The sequence below is a fragment of the Microbacterium sp. BE35 genome (genome assembly GCF_031457705.1).
GTDB classification, from domain to species: domain Bacteria; phylum Actinomycetota; class Actinomycetes; order Actinomycetales; family Microbacteriaceae; genus Microbacterium; species Microbacterium trichothecenolyticum.
This window is the reverse complement of the sequence record NZ_JAVDXD010000001.1, coordinates 308,626-325,674: the sequence shown is the minus strand read 5'-3', so window position 1 is coordinate 325,674 and position 17,049 is coordinate 308,626. Positions and strand designations below refer to the sequence as shown.

Sequence of the window (17,049 nt, the reverse complement as noted above, 5' to 3'; positions counted from 1 at the left end):
GTCTCCGTCATTCGGTCCGGCGTCAGCCGAGGATGGCGTCCGCCTCGGCGAAGAACTGCGTCACGGCGTCGTCGACCGAGAGCACGCCGAGGCCGATCGACTTGCCGGCGTCCCAGAAGGCCTGCTCGAGCGAGCCGTAGCCGACGACCGGCACCGGCGGGGCGTCGCCGATGCGGTCTGCGGCCGACTCGATGTAGTCGGCGACCTGCTTGTCGGCGCCCTCGAGGGTCGTGCCCTCGAGCTTCGACGACGACGCGGGGAAGCCGAGCGTGGTGCCGAAGATCTCGCCGGCCTCGGGGCTGTTGACCACGAAGTCGAGGAACAGGGCCGCGGCCTCGGGGTGCTCGGTGTTCGCTGCGATCGCGACCTGGAGACCGGCCTGACGGTACAGGTCCTTCGAGCCCTCCTTGGCGGTGGGCGGGGCCACGAGCGAGATCGAGGACGCGCCCGAGTCGGCGAGGTAGCCGCCGAGGAAGTTGCTCCAGCTCATCTCGCTCGCCGTGATGGCGGCGCCGAAGCCGGACTTCGGAGAGAGCTCCTCGAGCTTCTGCTGCGGCACGGTGACGCCGTCGCGGATCTCGGCGCCGGACTCCCAGAACTCGCGCAGATCGTCCTCGGTGAACCCGAGCTCGCCGTCTTCGGTGTAGAGGTTGCCTCCATTCGCGCGCAGCTGCAGCTCGAAGACCTGGATGCGCTGCGTGTAGTCGGTGCCGCCGTACACGGCGCCGCCGGTGGCGTCGGTGACCGAGGCCATCCAGTCGTCGAAGTCGGCGAAGCTCGTGCCGCCCTCGGGCGCCTCGACCCCGGCCTGAGCTACGAGGTCGTCGTTCACGAAGTTCGCCCACAGGCTGTAGCCGGTCGGAAGCGAGTACTGCACGCCGTCCAGAGCACCCGTGCCGAGCAGCGACTCCTCGAACGTGGTGGTGTCGATGTAGTCCGACACGTCGGCGAGGTCGAGCAGGTTCCCCGACTCCGCGTACTGGCGGAGGTAGCTGTCGGAGAACTGGAAGACGTCCGGGAGCCCGCCGCCGGCCGCCTCGGTCTGGCGCTTCTCCCAGAAGCTCGGGAAGTCGGTGAACGACGTGTTGATCGTGATGTTCGGGTACTCCTCGTTGAACGCCGCGATCAGGTCGTTGTAACGGCTCGCGCGGTCGTCGTTGCCCCAGAAGGCGAAGTCGAGGGTGACCTTCTCGTCGGGGTCGAACGCGGCGGCGTCGTCCGAGGCGCCGCCGGAGCAGCCCGAGAGGACGAGTGCGGCGCCCGCGGTCAGGGCGGCGGCCGCGAGCAGGGTGCGGGGTGCAGGCATGGAGATGCTCCAGTCTTCTGTTCTGATGGGGGTCAGGAGTCGGCGACGGCGGCGCGTCCGGAGTGCGCGGCGGTCCCCGCGGTGTCGACGGGAGCCGACACGAACGCGACTCCCTGGCTGTCGAGCACGACGCGCTCGACGGCGACGCCGGTCTCGGCATCCGTCCCGTCGATCGTGATCTCGACGCGCGCGTCGCCGTGGTTGATGAGGGTGACCAGTTCGCCGCGGCGCGCGGCCTCGACGCCTGCGGGCAGGTCGGCCACGACGGGACGGACACCGGATGCCTCGACCACGGCTGCGACGATCGCGTCGATCGCGTCGGCACCGGGCTGGGTCGCGGTGTACCAGGCCTCGCCCGAGCCGAAGCGGTGGCGGGTGAGCGCCGGCGAGCCGGACTGCAGGCCCGAGGAGAACCTGGCGACCGCCGTCGCGCCGGTGGCGTGCACCGCCTCGGCGACCAGGCGTCCGGACAGCTCCGCCCCGTCGAAGTCGAACGCGACCGCGCCACGGCCGGCGGCGTCGCGCGCGGCCTGGACGGCGTCGGCACTGAGGGCTCCGACGCCCGCGCCGCCGGAGGACTGGCCCGCGAGGGCGCCGAAGTCCTCGAAGCGCAGGCCCAGCACCGGGCCGAGCTGCGTCAGGAAGCCGCCGTCGCGGAAGTGGTCGTGCGCGTCGACGATGTCGGTGAACGGACCGGTGAGGAGCGTTCCGCCGTCGTCGACGAAGCGCGCGAGCGCCGACGCGCCCTCGTCGCGCAGCAGGTACAGCGCCGGCGCGACCACGAGGGCGTAGCCGTGGTCGACCTCCTCGGGCCCCACGATGTCGACCTGGATGTTCCGCCCGTGGAAGGCGCCGTACCACTCGAGCACGAGTGCGAGGTAGTCGATCTCGGTGGGGTGGTCGCGTTCTTCGACGGCCCACCAGTTCTCCCAGTCGAACACCAGCGCCACCTGCGCATCGCGGCCTGGCGCCGGGAGCTCGGGCAGCGCCGTCAGGCGCGCGCCGAGCTCGGTGACGGCGTCCCAGGTGCGGGTGTCGGTGCCGGCATGGGGGAGCATCGCCGAGTGGAACTTCTCGCTGCCGGCGCGGGACTGCCGCCACTGGAAGAACATGATGCCGTCGGCACCGCGTGCGACCGACTGCGCCGTCTCGGCGACCAGGGCCCCCGGGCGCTTGCCGGGGTTCGCGGGACGCCAGTTGACGGCATCCGTCGCCTGCTCCCAGAGCAGCCACGGCACGCCGGGCTTGAGCGAGCGGACGAGATCGCGCTGGAACGCGGCGTCGCGCACGCGGTTCGGGTTGGCGGGGTCGGGGTAGCAGTCGTCGGCGATGACGTCCATGTGCGGCGCCCACTTGCGGTAGTCCGCGGGCTTGAACGGACCCATGAAGTTCGTCGTGATCGGCTGCGTCGCGCCGGCTTCGAGGAGGATCTCGCGCTCCATCAGGTAGCACTCGAGCAGCATGTCGCTCGTGAACCGGCGCCAGTCGAGCATCGAGGACGGGTTGTGGCTGTAGGGGGCGAGGCGCGGTGGGAAGATCTCGTCGAACGAGCCGTAGCGCTGCGACCAGAAGCTCGTGCCCCAGGCGTCGTTGAGCGCGTCGACGGTGGCGTACCGCTTCTGGAGCCAATCGCGGTAAGCGTCGCGCGCAGCATCCGAGTAGTCCATCCAGAGGTGGCAGCCGAACTCGTTGCCGACGTGCCACATCACCACGGCGGGATGGTGCGCGTAGCGCTCGGCCAGCCGGCGCACGAGCTCGCCGGCCAGTCGCCGGTAGACGGGCGACGACGGGGCGAAGTGCTGGCGGCTGCCCGGCCAGTACGACGCGCCGGACTCGTTCGCCGGAAGCGTCTCGGGGTACGTCCTGCTCACCCACGGCGGGGGAGAGGCGGTCGCTGTCGCGAGATTGACGGCGATGCCGCCGGTGTGGAGCTTGTCGATCACCGTGTCGAGCCACGCGAAGTCCCACACCCCTTCGGCGGGCTGGATGCGCGACCACGCGAAGATGCCGAGGCTGACGATGTTGACGCCGGCCTCGCGCATGAGGCGGACGTCGTCGTCCCACACCTCCTCGGGCCACTGGTCGGGGTTGTAATCGGCGCCGTACAGCACGTCGAGCAGCTCCTTCTGGCTGGTGTTGCTTCGAGAGGGGGGTGGGTTCAGCGGCGGCCGCGTCGCGCCGGGAGGGCGACGACCGCGAATGCGGCGCAGCCGAGCCCGGCGACGATGAGCGGCACGAGCATCCACGTCATGACGCCGACCAGCACTGCAGCGGCCGCGAGGTACAGTGCGGCGATCGGATCGGCGGCGAGGGACGACGGGATGCTGCGCACCGCCGCGCGCCAGCCGGCCTCGGGTGTCCACGCACCCGCGGCGACGAGCAGCGCCACCGCGCCCACGACGAGCCCGGCCCAGCCGACGATCGAGATGAGCGCCCCTCCGGGGAGGACCCCGGAGTTGGCGAGGTAGATGTCGAGCGTCAGCACGAACGTCAGGAGCACCGCGGCGAGGCCGACGACCAGACCGCCGGGCAGCGCCCGACGCCAGTCCTGCCAGAAAGTCTTGACGTGCGACTGCTCCGCGTTCACGTAGCGACGCAGATGACGGATGCCGGCGGCCAGCGCCGCGGGCAGTGTCACGACGAGCAGGCCTGCCGCGGTGACCAGCAGCCCCGTCAGCAGCACCTCCCCGAAGAGGGCGAAGGCTCCCTTGGCGCCCGGGTAGCGGGCCGGGGCCCGCTCGTCCAGGGTCGGCCCGGCGCCGGACGCGTCGGCGCGACGTGCGGCGCGGAGTTCTCGGCGGTCCATGGGATGTCCTCGTCCTTGTCGTTGCGGTGAGCCTCGGCGGGCCGTCAGCCCTTGAGTCCCTGGGTGGCGACGCCGTCGACGAGGAAGCGCTGGAACACCAGGAAGAAGAGGAGGACGGGCAGGAGCGCGATGAACGACGCGGTGACGGTGGCGCCGTAGTCGCTGACCGAGGTCTGGTCGTTGTAGAGGCGCAGCGCGATGGGCAGCGGGTAGTTCTCGGGGCTGGTGAGGTACAGCAGGGGGCCGAGGAAGTCGTTCCACGCCCAGATGAACGCGAAGATCGAGCAGGTGATCAGCGCGGGCTTGATCAGCGGCAGGATGATCGACCAGAAGATGCGGATGTGGCCGGCGCCGTCGATGCGGGCGGCTTCGTCCATGTCGCGCGGCATCTGGCGGATGAACTGCACCAGCAGGAACACGAAGAACGCTTCGGTGGCGAGGAACTTCGGCAGCAGCAGCGGCCAGAACGTGTCGATCATGTCGAGGCGCTGGAAGATGATGTACTGCGGGATGATCACCACGTGGAACGGCAGCAGCAGCGTGCCGATCATCGCGGCGAACAGGATGCCGAGGCCCTTGAACTGGATGCGGGCGAACGCGTAGGCGGCCAGCGATGAGGACAGCAGCACGCCGATGACGGAGCCGGCGGCGATGATGAAGCTGTTCAGGAAGAACCGCCACATCGGCACACCCGCGATGCCCTCCATCACCTTCGCGTAGTTGGCGATGGTCGGGTTGTTCGGAAGCAGCCCCATGTTGGAGCCGAACTCGCTGTTGGGCTTGAACGTGGAGAACAGCAGCCACACCAGCGGGTAGAGCACGACCGCGGTGACCGCGATGAGCACGACGAACCAGATGACGGTCTGCCACGTGCCGCGCTTGACCTTGCGGCGGGGCTGCTGCGGGGTGGCGTCGACCTGGTTCTCGAGGGTGGCGATGGCGGGTTCGCCGAAACTTGTGGTGCTCATCGGTTGTCTCCGGCGTAGTGGACCCAGCTGCGCTGGGTGCGGAAGAGGATGAAGGCGATGACGGCGACGACGATCAGCAGCACCCACGCGATGGCGGCCGCGTAGCCCATCTGCCCGTCACTGAAGCCGCGCTTGTAGAGGTAGAGGGTGATGAAGTTGGTCATGCCGGCGGGGCCGCCGGTGCCGTTGCTGATGATGTAGGCCGACGCGAACACCTGGAACGCGCCGATCAGGCCGAGCAGCAGGTTGAAGAAGATCACCGGGCTCAGCATCGGCAGGGTGACCGCGCGGAAGCGGTGCCAGGGTCCGGCGCCGTCCATCTCGGCTGCCTCGTAGAGCTCCTTGGGGATCTGCTTGAGGCCGGCGAGGAAGATCACCATGGTGGCGCCGAACATCCAGATCGCGAGGAGGATCATCGCGGGCAGCACCAGCGCGGGGTTGCCGATCCAGCCGCCCAGGTCGATGCCGATCGCGGAGAGGGCGTTGTCGACGGGACCGTCGGAGGCGAACATCGCCCGCCACACGATGGCGACGGAGACCGAGCCGCCGATGAGGGAGGGGGCGTAGAAGGCGGAGCGGAAGAACCCGGCGCCCTTGTCGCGGTAGTTCAGCAGCATCGCCACGCCGAGGGCCGCGGCGAGGGTGATCGGGGTGCCCACCAGCACGTAGATCAGGGTGATCTGCGCGGACTGCATGAACGCCGGGTCGTTGGTGAACATCCGGATGTAGTTGTCGAAGCCGATCCACTTCGGCGGTGCGAAGATGTTGTACTTCGTGAACGACAGGTACAGCGAGTACGCCATCGGGATCAGCGTGAGCCCGAAGAAGCCGACCATCCACGGGACGAGGAACCCGTATCCGGCCAGCGTCTCCTTCATGACACGCTGGCGCTGACCCGGCCGATTCACGTGCTCAGGGCTGCTCCGGCGGAACAGGGACCGGCGTGAGGACTTCTCACCGGTCACGATGACTCTGGTCGCTGTGGTGCTCACGAGACTCTCCGATACGGGTTGTGGAGTAGTGGTTCTCCGGGCCCGGGCGCATCGTACGCCCGGACCCGGAAGCTGTCACTGGTTGAGGACGACGTCCATCTCGGCGAAGAACTGCGAGACCGCGTCGTCGACCGTGACGGTGCCGAAGTTGAGCTCGGTGCCGAGCTGGCGGAACTTCTCCTCGAGCGTGCCGTAGCCCACGATCGGAACCGGCGGGGCGTCGCCGAGGCGGTCTGCGATCGAGGCCTCGTAGTCCTTGACCTGCTGGCTCAGCGGGTCGAGCTCGGCAGCCGCGAGGGCGGTCTCCGAGGCCGGGAGGCCACGGTTGGTGCCGAAGATCTCACCGGACTCGGGAGAGTTCACGAGGAAGTTGACGAGCGCCGCCGCCGCCTCGGGGTGCTCGGTGTTGGCCGAGATCGTGTGCAGCATGGACGGCTTGAGGTACAGGTCCTTCGCGCCTTCCTTGGTCACCGGGGGAGCGATGAGGCCGAGCTCGGTGTAGTCCGCGCCGAGACCCGCGAGGTAGCCCGCGCCGAAGTTGTCCCAGGTCAGCTCGCTCGCCGTCAGCGCGCTGTCGAAGGCGCCCTTCGGGGCGACCTCTTCCACGCGCTGCTGCGGGATGCCGATGCCGTCCTCGCGGATCGGGGCGCCGGACTCCCAGAACTCGGTGAGGCGCTCCTCGTCGAAGCCGGGCGTGCCGTCCTCGTTGAAGAGGTTCTTGCCCTCCGAGCGCAGCTGCAGCTCGAAGTTCTGGATGCGGCCGGTGTAGTCGCCGCCGCCCCAGAACTCGCCGCCGGAGCCGTCGGTGACCTCGCCCATCCAGTCGGTGTAGTCGTCCCAGCTGCCGCCTTCGAACTCTTCGACGCCGGCCTTCTCGAGCAGGACAGGGTTGGTGAACAGGCCCCACGCGTTGGTGGAGGTCGTGATGCCGTAGGTGGTGTCGTCGACGACGCCGATGTTGAGGATGTTCTCGGGCAGCGGGTCGGTCTCGATGATGTTGCCGAGGTACGGGTCGAGGTCGAGCAGCAGGCCGTTCTCGGAGTACTGGCGCAGGTACGAGTAGTCGAACTGCATGACGTCGGGGAGGTTGCCGCCGGCGGCCTCGGTCTGACGCTTCTCCCAGAACTCGGGGAAGGTCAGGAACGTGGAGTTCACCGTGATGTTCGGGTACTCCTCGTTGAACGCCGCGATGGCCTCGTTGTAGAGCCCGGCGCGGACGTCGTTGCCCCAGAATGCGAGGTCGAGGGTGACCTTCTCGTCGGGGTCGAATGTGGGTGCGGCGTCGGGGGTCTCGTCGCTGCCGCCGGCGCAGCCGGCCAGCACGAGGGCGGCGCCGGCCGCGACCGCGGCGACGGCGAGTGCCCGCTTCTTGCTGAACATCCTTGTCCTCCTTGTGAACGTCTGCGTTCGCTGTTCCGCGTGAGACGTTCGTCGTCTGTGTGTGCGGTGTGGGGCGCTCTGTGGTGCAGATCCTGCGATGCTGGAAAGCGCTTGCCCGCTACGGTACTCCGTCTAAAAACGTTTCGCAAGGCGTTCGGATGAGTTTTTTAAACGATTCAGTAACAGCAGCGATCTTGGGGTGATTACGGACTGTGCTCGGTCCCAGCCCTCGACGCGCCGCCGCCGCCCGGTTCCGACAGGTCAACCGGCCTTCTGCAGGAGAGATTCGCTCTCCCGGATCGTGCGGAACCCCGGTTGACCTGTTGAAGGAGGGTGAGCGGAAGGGCGGGGGAGGGATGCCTCGAGTCAGCGCTCGGCGACGAGCGTGCCGTCGACGACGCGCAGGCGCGCGACGTGGACGGCGCTGCGGCGATGACTGCGCTCCCCGGTGTCGGCGAGCTCGCTGCCGTCCCACCAGGGGTGGGTGAAGAAGTACAGCCGTGCCTCGTCGCCGAGGACCACCACCGAGCCGTGCCGTCCGATCTGGATGCCGTCCCGCGCAGCGCCGCTCTCGCCCAGGATGACGGCATCCGTCCCGCCCTGCCGCTCCCACGTGACGGCGTCGGCGCTGCGGTGCACGGCCATGCCGCGCCACTCGTCGGTGAGAAGGAACCACGTGCCGTCGAGCGCGAAGACGAAGGGGCCCTCGTGCGGGCGCCCGCCGACGGCGGTGCCGTCGAGCCGCCACGAGTCGAGATCATCCGACACCGCGACCGCCGTGGTCGAATCGGCCGCCTCGTCCTTGTACCAGAGGCGCCACAGGCCATCGGGGCAGCGCGTGACGGCGGCGTCGATCACGCGGTCGCTCGCGAGCGGGACGACACCACGGCGGCTCCAGGTGCGCAGGTCGTCCGAAAGGTACTCGACGATCCGCCGCGTGTGCCCCTCCCACCGGGTCGGCACGCCGTCGATCTCCGTGAGGTACATCCGCCAGCGCGTGCCGTCGTGGATGATCTCGGGTGCCCAATGCGTCTCACCGACCGCCGTGGGCGGCGGCCCGTCCGCCAGGCCGAGGCCCGCGGCATCCGGTTCCAGCGTCCCGGCATAGCTCCAGCGCAGGCCGTCCTCGCTGCGGGCCACGCCGATGCGCGAGCCGTGGACCCAGGCGACCCCGTCGCCGGGGCGCGGATGCGTGGCGCGGCGCTGCGTGTAGAACATCCACCAGCCGTCGGCGTCGCGCACCACGACGGGATCGGTCGCGCCGTCGTAGACGGGATCGCGGTAGATCTCGCGGGGCGCTGCGGCGTCGGGGTCGAGTGACGCGTCGACCGTCATCGGGCCGGACGCAGGTCGATCACGGCGCTCGCGAAGCTCTTGCGGTGCGTCGGGTGCGCGGCGAGGTCGGCGGGGGTCACCACGGCGCCACCGGCGTCGGCCGACGCGTAGATCGCGGCGACCAGCTCGATCGAGCGCGCCGGCGCCGCTGCCGTGGGCGGCAGCGGCGCTCCCGTGCGCAGGGCGTCGAACACGTCGCGGAGCAGATACACGTGGTCGCTCCGCTCTTCGGGGCCGGTGATGTCCCACGTCGCCGCGTCGGCGGGGTCGACGTGCGGAGCCGGTGTGATGCGCCAGTTCTCGTGGCCGTGCCCGTACAGGTGGTCGACCGTGATCGTCGCCTTCTCGGTGTCGATGCGGATCGAGCTCGTCTCGCGCGGCGACAGCGTGCTCGAGACGACCTGCGCGACGATGCCGCCCTCGAACACCACGGTCGCCGTCGACACGTCCTCGGTCTGCGTCTCGCGGTCGAGCCGCCACAGCCGTCCCTCGACGCGCGTCCAGTCGCCCAGCAGGAACGCCAGGAGGTCGAGCTGGTGGATGGCGTGCCCGAGGGTGGTGCCCCCGCCCTCGGTCTCCCACTTGCCGCGCCACGGCACGGCGAAGTACGAGGCGTCGCGGTACCAGAGCGTCTGGCACTGCGCGACGAGCGGTCGCCCGAGCGCTCCGGAGTCGAGGAGGCGCTTCACGTGGGCGGGCGCGGTGCCGGTGCGCTGCTGGAAGACGACCGCGAGCTGCCGTCCGGCGGCGGTCGCGGCATCCGTCATCTGCTCGAGCTCGTCGAGGGACGGTGCCGGCGGCTTCTCGACCACCACGTGCGCGCCGGCCGCGAACGCCGCGAGGGTCTGCGCGGTGTGCGCGCCCGGGGGAGTGCAGATGTGGACGACGTCGGGGTGCTCGGCGGCGAGCAGCGACTCGAGGTCGTCGTACACGGCGGGCGCGCCGTACGTCTCGGCGAATGCGTCGGCCGACGCGCGGCTGAGATCGGTGACCGCGATCAGCTCGGCGTGCGGGTAGGCGGCGATGGCTCGGATATGCGAGTGGGCGATCGCTCCCGTGCCCACGATGGCGCAGCGGAGGGTCTCGGTCACGGTGGCTCCTTCGGGTGGATCGCGAACGGATGCTGCAGCCCCGCGGCATCCGCTCCTCCAGGGTAGGCGGTCGAGACGGAAAGCGCTATCCCGCCGCAGCCCCCGCGTCGTTCGCGGCGTTCGCGGATCCGGAATGCGGACTCGCGCGCCCTTTCCGGGCCCGGGCGGACGCGTGGGTCCGGAAACCTCGGGATCTCCGAATTCCGGATCGGCTCGGCATTGACCTCGCCACCCGGTGCGCGAGCCGGCGAGCGGGGGAAGACGTGTGGACGTCAGCGGGGGAGGCCGGCCTGGGTCGCGTGGAGGTGGGCGTAGCGGCCCCCAGCGGCAACGAGCGCGTCGTGGCCGCCGACCTCGATGACCTCGCCGTGCTCGAGCACGACGATGCGGTCGGCCTGGCGGATGGTCGACAGGCGGTGGGCGACGACGAGCGTGGTCCGGCCCTTCATGAGGCGGTTCAGCGCCTCTTTGACGAGCTCCTCCGACTCGGGGTCCAGCGCCGAGGTCGCCTCGTCGAGCAGCAGGATGCGCGGGTCGCGCACCAGAGCCCGGGCGATCGCGAGCCGCTGGCGCTGGCCGCCCGACAGTCGCGCGCCGCGTTCGCCGACGACCGTGTCCCACCCGTCGGGCAGCCGGTCGACGAACTCCGCGGCGTTCGCGTCGCGCAGGGCGGCACGCAGGCGGTCGTCGGAGACGTCGTCGAGGCCGTACGCGATGTTCTCGCGGATCGTCCCCTCGAAGAGCACCGACTCCTGCGGCACGACCGAGACCCACTGCCGTACCGTGCGCAGGTCCAGGTCCTGCATGTCGACGCCGTCGAGCAGGATCCGGCCCGCTGTCGGGCGCACGAAGCCCAGCACGAGGTTGAGCATCGTGGACTTGCCCGAGCCGGATGAGCCCACGAAGGCCACGGTCTCGCCGGGCGAGATGTCGAGCGAGATGTCGTGCACGGCATCCCGCTCCGCCTCGTCGTAGCGGTGCGACACGTGCTGCAACTCGAGATGGCCGCCGACGTGCAGGGCGGCGCGCTTGCCCTCGTTCTGCTCGAGGTCGGGCTCCTGCAGCACCTCCGAGATCGACCGCATCGACTCCAGGCCGCGCGCTCCGACCGGGATCAGCATGAGCAGCTGCGTCAGGCCGCCGGTGAGCAGCGTGAAGTAGGTCGACAGCAGCACGACCTCACCGGGCGTGATGGGGAGCAAGCCCGTCAGCGAGAAGACGGCCGCGAGCACGAGGCATCCCACGCCCAGCAGCTGCATCGCGACCCACGAGATCGACGCGACGTGGCCGTTCAGCATGTCGAGGTGCAGGCCGGCACGGCGCACGCCGTCGGCGCCCGAGGCGACGCGGGTGACGGCGGTCTGCTCCAGGCCGTGCGCGCGGGTGACGGGGATGAGAGAGGCCATCTCGCCGACCCGTGCGGAGAGGGTCTCGACCTCGCGGCGGAACACCTCGTTGCGCTCACGCGAGCGGTTGCGCAGCCCGTAGCGGATGCCGATGGCGATCGGGATCGCGAGCGCGTAGACCGGGAGGAACTGCGGCACCGTGATCGCGGTCATCGAGATGGCGCCGATCATGACCATGGTGGCCGACAGCAGCGGGTGGGTCACCTGCTGGAGCATGAGCTCGATGTTCTCGACGTCGCGCACGACCTTCGTCTGCACGATCGAAGAGCTCACCCGCGTGTGGTAGCCGATCGAGAGGCTCTGCAGCCGCGCCGCGAGCGCGTTGCGCAGGTCCGCGCCGGTGTCGCGCACGACGGTCATGAAGTTGCGCGTGTAGACGATGTGCATCGGGTAGTTCTGGACGAGCAGCACCGCAGCGACCGAGAACCAGATGAGCACGGTCGAGACCTCGCCGCCGGTCGCGACGATGTCGATGATCTTCGCCGTCACCACGGGCAGGAACCACAGCGGGATCTCTTTGCACGCGAACGCGAGGATCGCCACGGTCATGCGTCCGGGCCGACGAGCGAGCAGCTTCAGCACAGAGCGGCCCGGTCGGGGGTTCTGGGCGATCGAGATGATGCGGATGGCTCCGGTAAACGCTTTCTGCGTCATGCAGACATGGTACTGGCGCGGACGATCAGTTCGGGCCGGTAGACGACATTGCCGAGGTCGGAACCAGCGGTGCCGCCGATGCGCGCGAGCAGCAGCTCGGCCGCGGTGCGTCCCATCTCGCGGGCGGGCTGGCGCACGGAGGTGAGGGGAACGCCCGCGATCGCCGCGAATTCGATGTCGTCGTAGCCGACGACGGCGACGTCGTCCGGCACCCGCACGCCCCGCGAGATCAGTCCGTGCACCAGGCCGATGGCCAGGTGGTCGTTCGATGTCACGATCCCGTCCGGGAGATCGGCGGGGGAGCGAGCGGCCAGCTGCTCTCCGAACGCCACGCCGAGCTCGGACGTCGTGCGCGCGGTCCAGATCGGCTCGAGGGTTGCGCCGGGCTGGGCGGCGACGGCGAGCCGTGTGCCCTGCAGGCGTTCGCGCACCTGTCGCACCTCCTCGCGCGCGCCCACGAAGGCGAGCCGCCGGCGTCCCGTCGCGAGCAGGTGCTCGGCGGCGAGCCGACCGCCGGCGACGTCGTCGAACGACACCGAGGGCAGCTCGCCGGTGTCGTCGATCGCATCGACGAGGACGACCGGGATGCCGCGGCCCCGCAATCGCTGCAGCCAGGGTTCGAGGGGGCCGAACGGGCTCACCAGCGCTCCCTCGACCTGCACCCGCTCGAACAGCTCGAGGTGGTCGCGCTCCTTGCCGACGTCGTCGCTGGAGTTGCCGACGAGGACGCGCATCCCGGCTGCCGCGGCGGCGTCCTCGGCGCCGGCGACCATGTCGCCGAAGAACGGGTTGGCGATGTTGATGACCGTCATCCCCAGCAGCCCGGAGCGCCCGGCGCGCAGCTGCTGGGCGGCCTGCAGCGGCACGTAGCCGAGCTGGTCTGCGGCCGAGCGCACCCGGTCGACGAGGCGCTCGCTCACCATGTGAGGGCGGTTCAGCGCGTTCGAGACCGTGCTGATCGAGACGCCCGCGCGCTCGGCGACATCGCGGATGCCGACTCGCTTCATGTCGTTCGTCCCGTCATCTTCACCCGGCACGGGTCCGGGCCGGACGCCCCCGCGCGCCCGATCCGACTATGGTAGGCGCTTTCCTGACCGCGGGAGAGTCCCGGCGACGGGGTCGATCGTTACCCCCGCGTTACGAGGAGACATTTGACGAATCGAGCAGTGCCGCCTACTCTTCAATCGAAGCGGTTCGAAATCGAAGCGGTTCGACGAACGAACCTCGGATCCCGCCCCTCGACAGAGCGGCAGCCACGTACACGAAGGAGTGACATGGAACGGCATGCTCACCCGGCGGTCCCCTCGGCGGATGCCGCGAACCAGGGCACGCTCCGATGACCACTCAGGCGCAGTCGCAGGTCGTCTTCCAGGAGGCGGCGGTTCACAACCTCGACAACAACGCCAAGAAGGGGCGCGGCCGACGCCTGCGTCCGGCGGGCAGCCGGACGTCGTTCACGCTGTTCCTCTGCATCGTGCCGTTCCTGGTTCTGGCGTTCCTGTTCTCGTACCTGCCGCTGTACGGCTGGATCTACTCGCTGTACGACTACAAGCCGGCGCTCGGCCTCGAGGGCAGCGAGTTCGTGGGCCTGCAGTGGTTCCAGATGCTGGTGAGCTCACCCACGCAGATGGCGCAGATCGGCCAGGTGCTCCTCAACACCCTCGCGATCAGCTTCCTCGGGATCGCGACATCCGTGCTGCCGCTGTTCTTCGCGATCCTGCTCAACGAGATCAAGGCGCCCTGGTTCCGCAACTCCGTGCAGACCCTCACGGCCCTCCCGAACTTCATCTCGTGGGTGCTGGTCTACATGATCGCCTTCTCGCTCTTCTCGAGCTCGGGCCTCGTCAACGACGTCCTCAACGACGCCGGACTCATCACGGCGCCGATCAAGTTCCTCGACACCGACCAGAACGTGTGGATCACGATGACGCTCTGGAGCATCTGGAAGGGGCTCGGCTGGGGAGCGATCATCTACCTCGCCGCGATCGCGGGCATCGACCAGTCGCTGTACGAGTCGGCCCGCATCGACGGCGCCGGCCGCTTCCAGCTGATGCGGTACATCACGGTTCCCCAGCTGATGCCGACCTATCTCGTGCTCCTGCTGCTGTCGATCGCGAACATCCTCAACAACGGCATGGAGCAGTACTACGTGTTCCAGAACGCCTTCAACAAGCAGTGGATCCAGGTGCTCGACCTCTACGTCTACAACATCGGCATGACGGGCAACAGCCTGTCGATGGCGACCGCGATCGGCATGCTCAAGAGCCTCATCTCGGTCGCCCTGCTGCTCACCGTCAACGCGGTCTCCAAGCGCGTCCGCGGCGAATCGATCGTCTGAGAGGCCAAAACATGACCACGACGATGACGAAGACGCTCACCACGACGAAGAAGGGCGACACCTCGGCCCGCTATGGCGGGACCGTCGGCGATGTGGTGTTCCGCCTCGCGAACTACGCGCTGTTCTTCCTCTTCGCGCTGATCTGCGCGTACCCCTTCTACTACCTGATCATCAACTCCGTCAGCGCCAACGACATCTCGGCGCTCGGCGACGTGCGCCTGTGGCCGGTCGGGTTCCACCTGTCGAACTACGCCCAGGTGTTCCAGCTGCCCGGTCTGCCGATGGCGACGGTGGTCAGCATCGGCCGCACCGTGATCGGAACGGCCCTCACGGTGCTCGCGTCCGCCTTCCTCGGGTTCATGTTCACGCAGACCCGCATGTGGGGCCGCAAGTTCTGGTACCGCTTCCTCATCATCACGATGTACTTCAGCGCGGGCCTGATCCCGGTGTTCATCATCATGAAGACGCTGGGTCTCACCAACAACTTCTGGGTCTACGTGCTCCCGTTCGTGGTCCAGCCGTTCAACGTCATCCTCGCGAAGACCTACGTCGAGTCGATGCCGAAGGAGCTGCAGGAAGCGGCGGAGGTCGACGGTGCCAACATCCTGCAGGTCTTCTTCAAGGTCTACCTGCCGAACATGACGCCGATCCTCGCGACGATCGCGATCTTCAGCGCGGTCACGCAGTGGAACAGCTTCCAGGACACCCTGATCTACATCACCGACCAGAGCCTGTACACGCTGCAGTACCTGCTCTACATGTTCATCAACCAGGCATCGAGCCTCGCTCAGGCGGCGCAGAACGCCGGCGGCAACATCGGCCAGATCGCCGGGCTCGCCACCGAGCAGACGCCGACCTCGATACGCATGACCGTCTCGGTGCTCGTCGTGCTGCCCATCATCTTCATCTATCCCCTGTTCCAGCGCTTCTTCGTGAAGGGCATCATGCTGGGCGCCGTCAAGGGTTGACGGCGGCCACGAACCACCACAGAACCACCAAGAAAGGAAAGCAATGACGCTTCGAAAGAAGGTGTCCCTGGCTCTCGTGGCGCTGCTCGCCGCGGGCTCGCTCGCCTCCTGCAGCGCCGGCGGCGGCGACGACCAGGGCGCGATCGACCAGTTCCCCGAGAAGTGGGACCAGGAGATCACGATCGACGTGTTCGACGGTCTCGCCAACTACATGGGCGTCCAGCAGGGCTGGTTCGCCAAGATCGTCAAAGACAAGTTCAACATGAAGCTGAACATCATCGCCCCGAACGTCGCGGGCGGCGGTGACACCCTCTACAACACGCGCGTCGCGGCCGGCGACCTCGGCGACCTGATCATCACCGACAAGGGCCAGAAGCTCGACGAGCTCATCGAGGGCGGCCTGGTCAAGGACTCGGCGAACTACTACGGCGCGATGGACAACCTCGCGAAGTTCGACGCCGCGGTCGAGCACCTCAACGACGGCAAGGACGGCGTCTACGGGTTTCCGTCGGCGGTCTCGTCGCTCAAGCCGACCGAGCCCTCCGAGGGTCTCAACCCCACCTTCGGCCCGTACCTGCGCTGGGACTACTACAAGGAGGCCGGCTACCCCGAGATCGGCACCCTCGAAGACCTCCTCCCGGTGCTCGCCGACATGCAGGCCGCGCACCCCACCGCCGACAACGGTCAGCCGACCTACGCCTTCTCGCTGTTCAAGGACTGGGACGGCAACATGATGGTCACCGCGAAGCAGCCCGCCTGCTTCTACGGCTACGACGAGATCGGGTTCGTGCTGGCCAAGGCCGACGGCTCGGACTACCAGAGCATCCTCGACCCGGACGGCGAGTACATCCGCAACCTGAAGCTCTACTTCGACGCCAACCAGCTCGGCCTCGTCGACCCTGAGTCGACGACGCAGAACTACGACACCCTCTTCTCGAAGTTCCAGAACGGCCAGGTGCTGTTCTCGTGGTGGCCGTGGCTGGGCCAGTCCGCCTTCAACACCGAGGAGAACATGGCCGCCGGCAAGGGCTTCGAGATGGTGCCCCTGGCCGACCAGAACATCTTCTCGTACGGCGCCGAGGCGTACGGCGGCAAGCAGGTGTTCGCGATCGGCTCGAAGGCCGAGGACCCGGAGCGCATCGCGGCGTTCATCGACTGGCTCTACTCGCCCGAGGGCGCGTACGCCAACAGCAGCCAGACCGGTGCATCGGCGGGACCCAAGGGCCTCACGTGGGACGTCAACGACGCCGGCGAGCCCGAGCTCACCGACTTCGGCAACGAGGTCTTCCTCCAGGGCGGCGCGACTGTTCCCGAGGAGTGGGGCGGCGGCGAGTACGCCGACGGCGTCTCGGCGCTCAACCTCAGCGCGGTGCTTCCGATCGACACCGACCCCGAGACGAGCCTGCCGTACAGCTACACGTTCTGGCCCACCTACCAGGCCGCGATCGCCAACCCGCTGACCGTCGACTGGTCGGCGAACATGGGCGACGCGACCTCGACCATGGAGTACCTGCAGACCAACGACCAGGTGCTCGTGGCCCCGGGCGCCAGCTACGCGGCACCGGCCGACGACTCCGAGATCGAGACACTGCGCAACCAGGTCAAGGAGATCATCAAGCAGTACTCGTGGCAGATGGTGTTCGCCTCGAACGAGGCACAGTTCGACTCGCTCCGCGACGAGCTGATCAAGACCGCTGAGGGCCTCGGCTACGACAAGGTGCTCGAGTTCGACATGACCAACGCGAAGTCGCAGAACGACGCGCGCGTGGCCGTGGCGAAGGAGTTCGCCAACTAGCCGCACCGGT

General features: G+C 68.5%; 13 protein-coding genes. 3 read left to right on the top strand and 10 right to left on the bottom strand.

Features of this window, described 5'->3' with window-relative positions:
* Positions 1 to 22 precede the first annotated feature (22 nt).
* The 10 genes from J2Y46_RS01475 to J2Y46_RS01430 all read right to left on the bottom strand — a co-directional run bounded on the left by J2Y46_RS01475 (position 23) and on the right by J2Y46_RS01430 (position 12,945).
* Complete coding sequence (locus J2Y46_RS01475) at positions 23 to 1,306, bottom strand: extracellular solute-binding protein (RefSeq protein ID WP_310239743.1); 1,284 nt, start codon at positions 1,304 to 1,306, stop codon at positions 23 to 25.
* Positions 1,307 to 1,338: 32 nt separating this feature from the next.
* Positions 1,339 to 3,417, bottom strand: a complete 2,079-nt coding sequence (locus J2Y46_RS01470) for a beta-galactosidase (RefSeq protein WP_310239741.1) — start codon at positions 3,415 to 3,417, stop codon at positions 1,339 to 1,341.
* A gap of 47 nt (positions 3,418 to 3,464) precedes the next feature.
* Entirely contained in the window at positions 3,465 to 4,112 is a 648-nt protein-coding gene (locus J2Y46_RS01465) for a DUF624 domain-containing protein (protein WP_310239740.1), read from the bottom strand.
* A gap of 44 nt (positions 4,113 to 4,156) precedes the next feature.
* Complete coding sequence (locus tag J2Y46_RS01460; protein ID WP_045297004.1) at positions 4,157 to 5,080, bottom strand: carbohydrate ABC transporter permease; 924 nt, start codon at positions 5,078 to 5,080, stop codon at positions 4,157 to 4,159.
* On the bottom strand, positions 5,077 to 6,072 hold the full coding sequence (locus J2Y46_RS01455) for a carbohydrate ABC transporter permease (RefSeq protein WP_045297005.1): 996 nt from the start codon (positions 6,070 to 6,072) through the stop codon (positions 5,077 to 5,079). The genes J2Y46_RS01460 and J2Y46_RS01455 overlap by 4 nt, the downstream gene beginning before the upstream one ends.
* A 75-nt stretch (positions 6,073 to 6,147) precedes the next feature.
* Complete coding sequence (locus J2Y46_RS01450) at positions 6,148 to 7,452, bottom strand: ABC transporter substrate-binding protein (protein WP_045297006.1); 1,305 nt, start codon at positions 7,450 to 7,452, stop codon at positions 6,148 to 6,150.
* A 366-nt stretch (positions 7,453 to 7,818) separates the two neighbouring features.
* Positions 7,819 to 8,787: a hypothetical protein gene (locus J2Y46_RS01445; RefSeq protein WP_310239738.1), complete on the bottom strand. Its 969-nt coding sequence runs from the start codon at positions 8,785 to 8,787 to the stop codon at positions 7,819 to 7,821.
* Positions 8,784 to 9,878: a Gfo/Idh/MocA family oxidoreductase gene (locus J2Y46_RS01440; RefSeq protein WP_310239736.1), complete on the bottom strand. Its 1,095-nt coding sequence runs from the start codon at positions 9,876 to 9,878 to the stop codon at positions 8,784 to 8,786. The genes J2Y46_RS01445 and J2Y46_RS01440 overlap by 4 nt, the downstream gene beginning before the upstream one ends.
* A gap of 272 nt (positions 9,879 to 10,150) precedes the next feature.
* On the bottom strand, positions 10,151 to 11,938 hold the full coding sequence (locus tag J2Y46_RS01435; protein ID WP_045297010.1) for an ABC transporter ATP-binding protein: 1,788 nt from the start codon (positions 11,936 to 11,938) through the stop codon (positions 10,151 to 10,153).
* Entirely contained in the window at positions 11,935 to 12,945 is a 1,011-nt protein-coding gene (locus J2Y46_RS01430; RefSeq protein WP_045297011.1) for a LacI family DNA-binding transcriptional regulator, read from the bottom strand. The genes J2Y46_RS01435 and J2Y46_RS01430 overlap by 4 nt, the downstream gene beginning before the upstream one ends.
* Before the next feature lie 329 nt (positions 12,946 to 13,274).
* Here J2Y46_RS01430 and J2Y46_RS01425 point away from each other — a divergent pair, with 329 nt between their 5' ends.
* From J2Y46_RS01425 to J2Y46_RS01415, 3 genes are read left to right on the top strand one after another with little or no spacing between them, the layout of a single operon-like run.
* Complete coding sequence (locus J2Y46_RS01425; RefSeq protein ID WP_211255850.1) at positions 13,275 to 14,276, top strand: sugar ABC transporter permease; 1,002 nt, start codon at positions 13,275 to 13,277, stop codon at positions 14,274 to 14,276.
* Positions 14,277 to 14,287: 11 nt separating this feature from the next.
* Entirely contained in the window at positions 14,288 to 15,244 is a 957-nt protein-coding gene (locus J2Y46_RS01420) for a carbohydrate ABC transporter permease (protein WP_211255851.1), read from the top strand.
* A gap of 43 nt (positions 15,245 to 15,287) precedes the next feature.
* Entirely contained in the window at positions 15,288 to 17,039 is a 1,752-nt protein-coding gene (locus J2Y46_RS01415) for an ABC transporter substrate-binding protein (protein ID WP_310239732.1), read from the top strand.
* Positions 17,040 to 17,049: the final 10 nt, after the last annotated feature.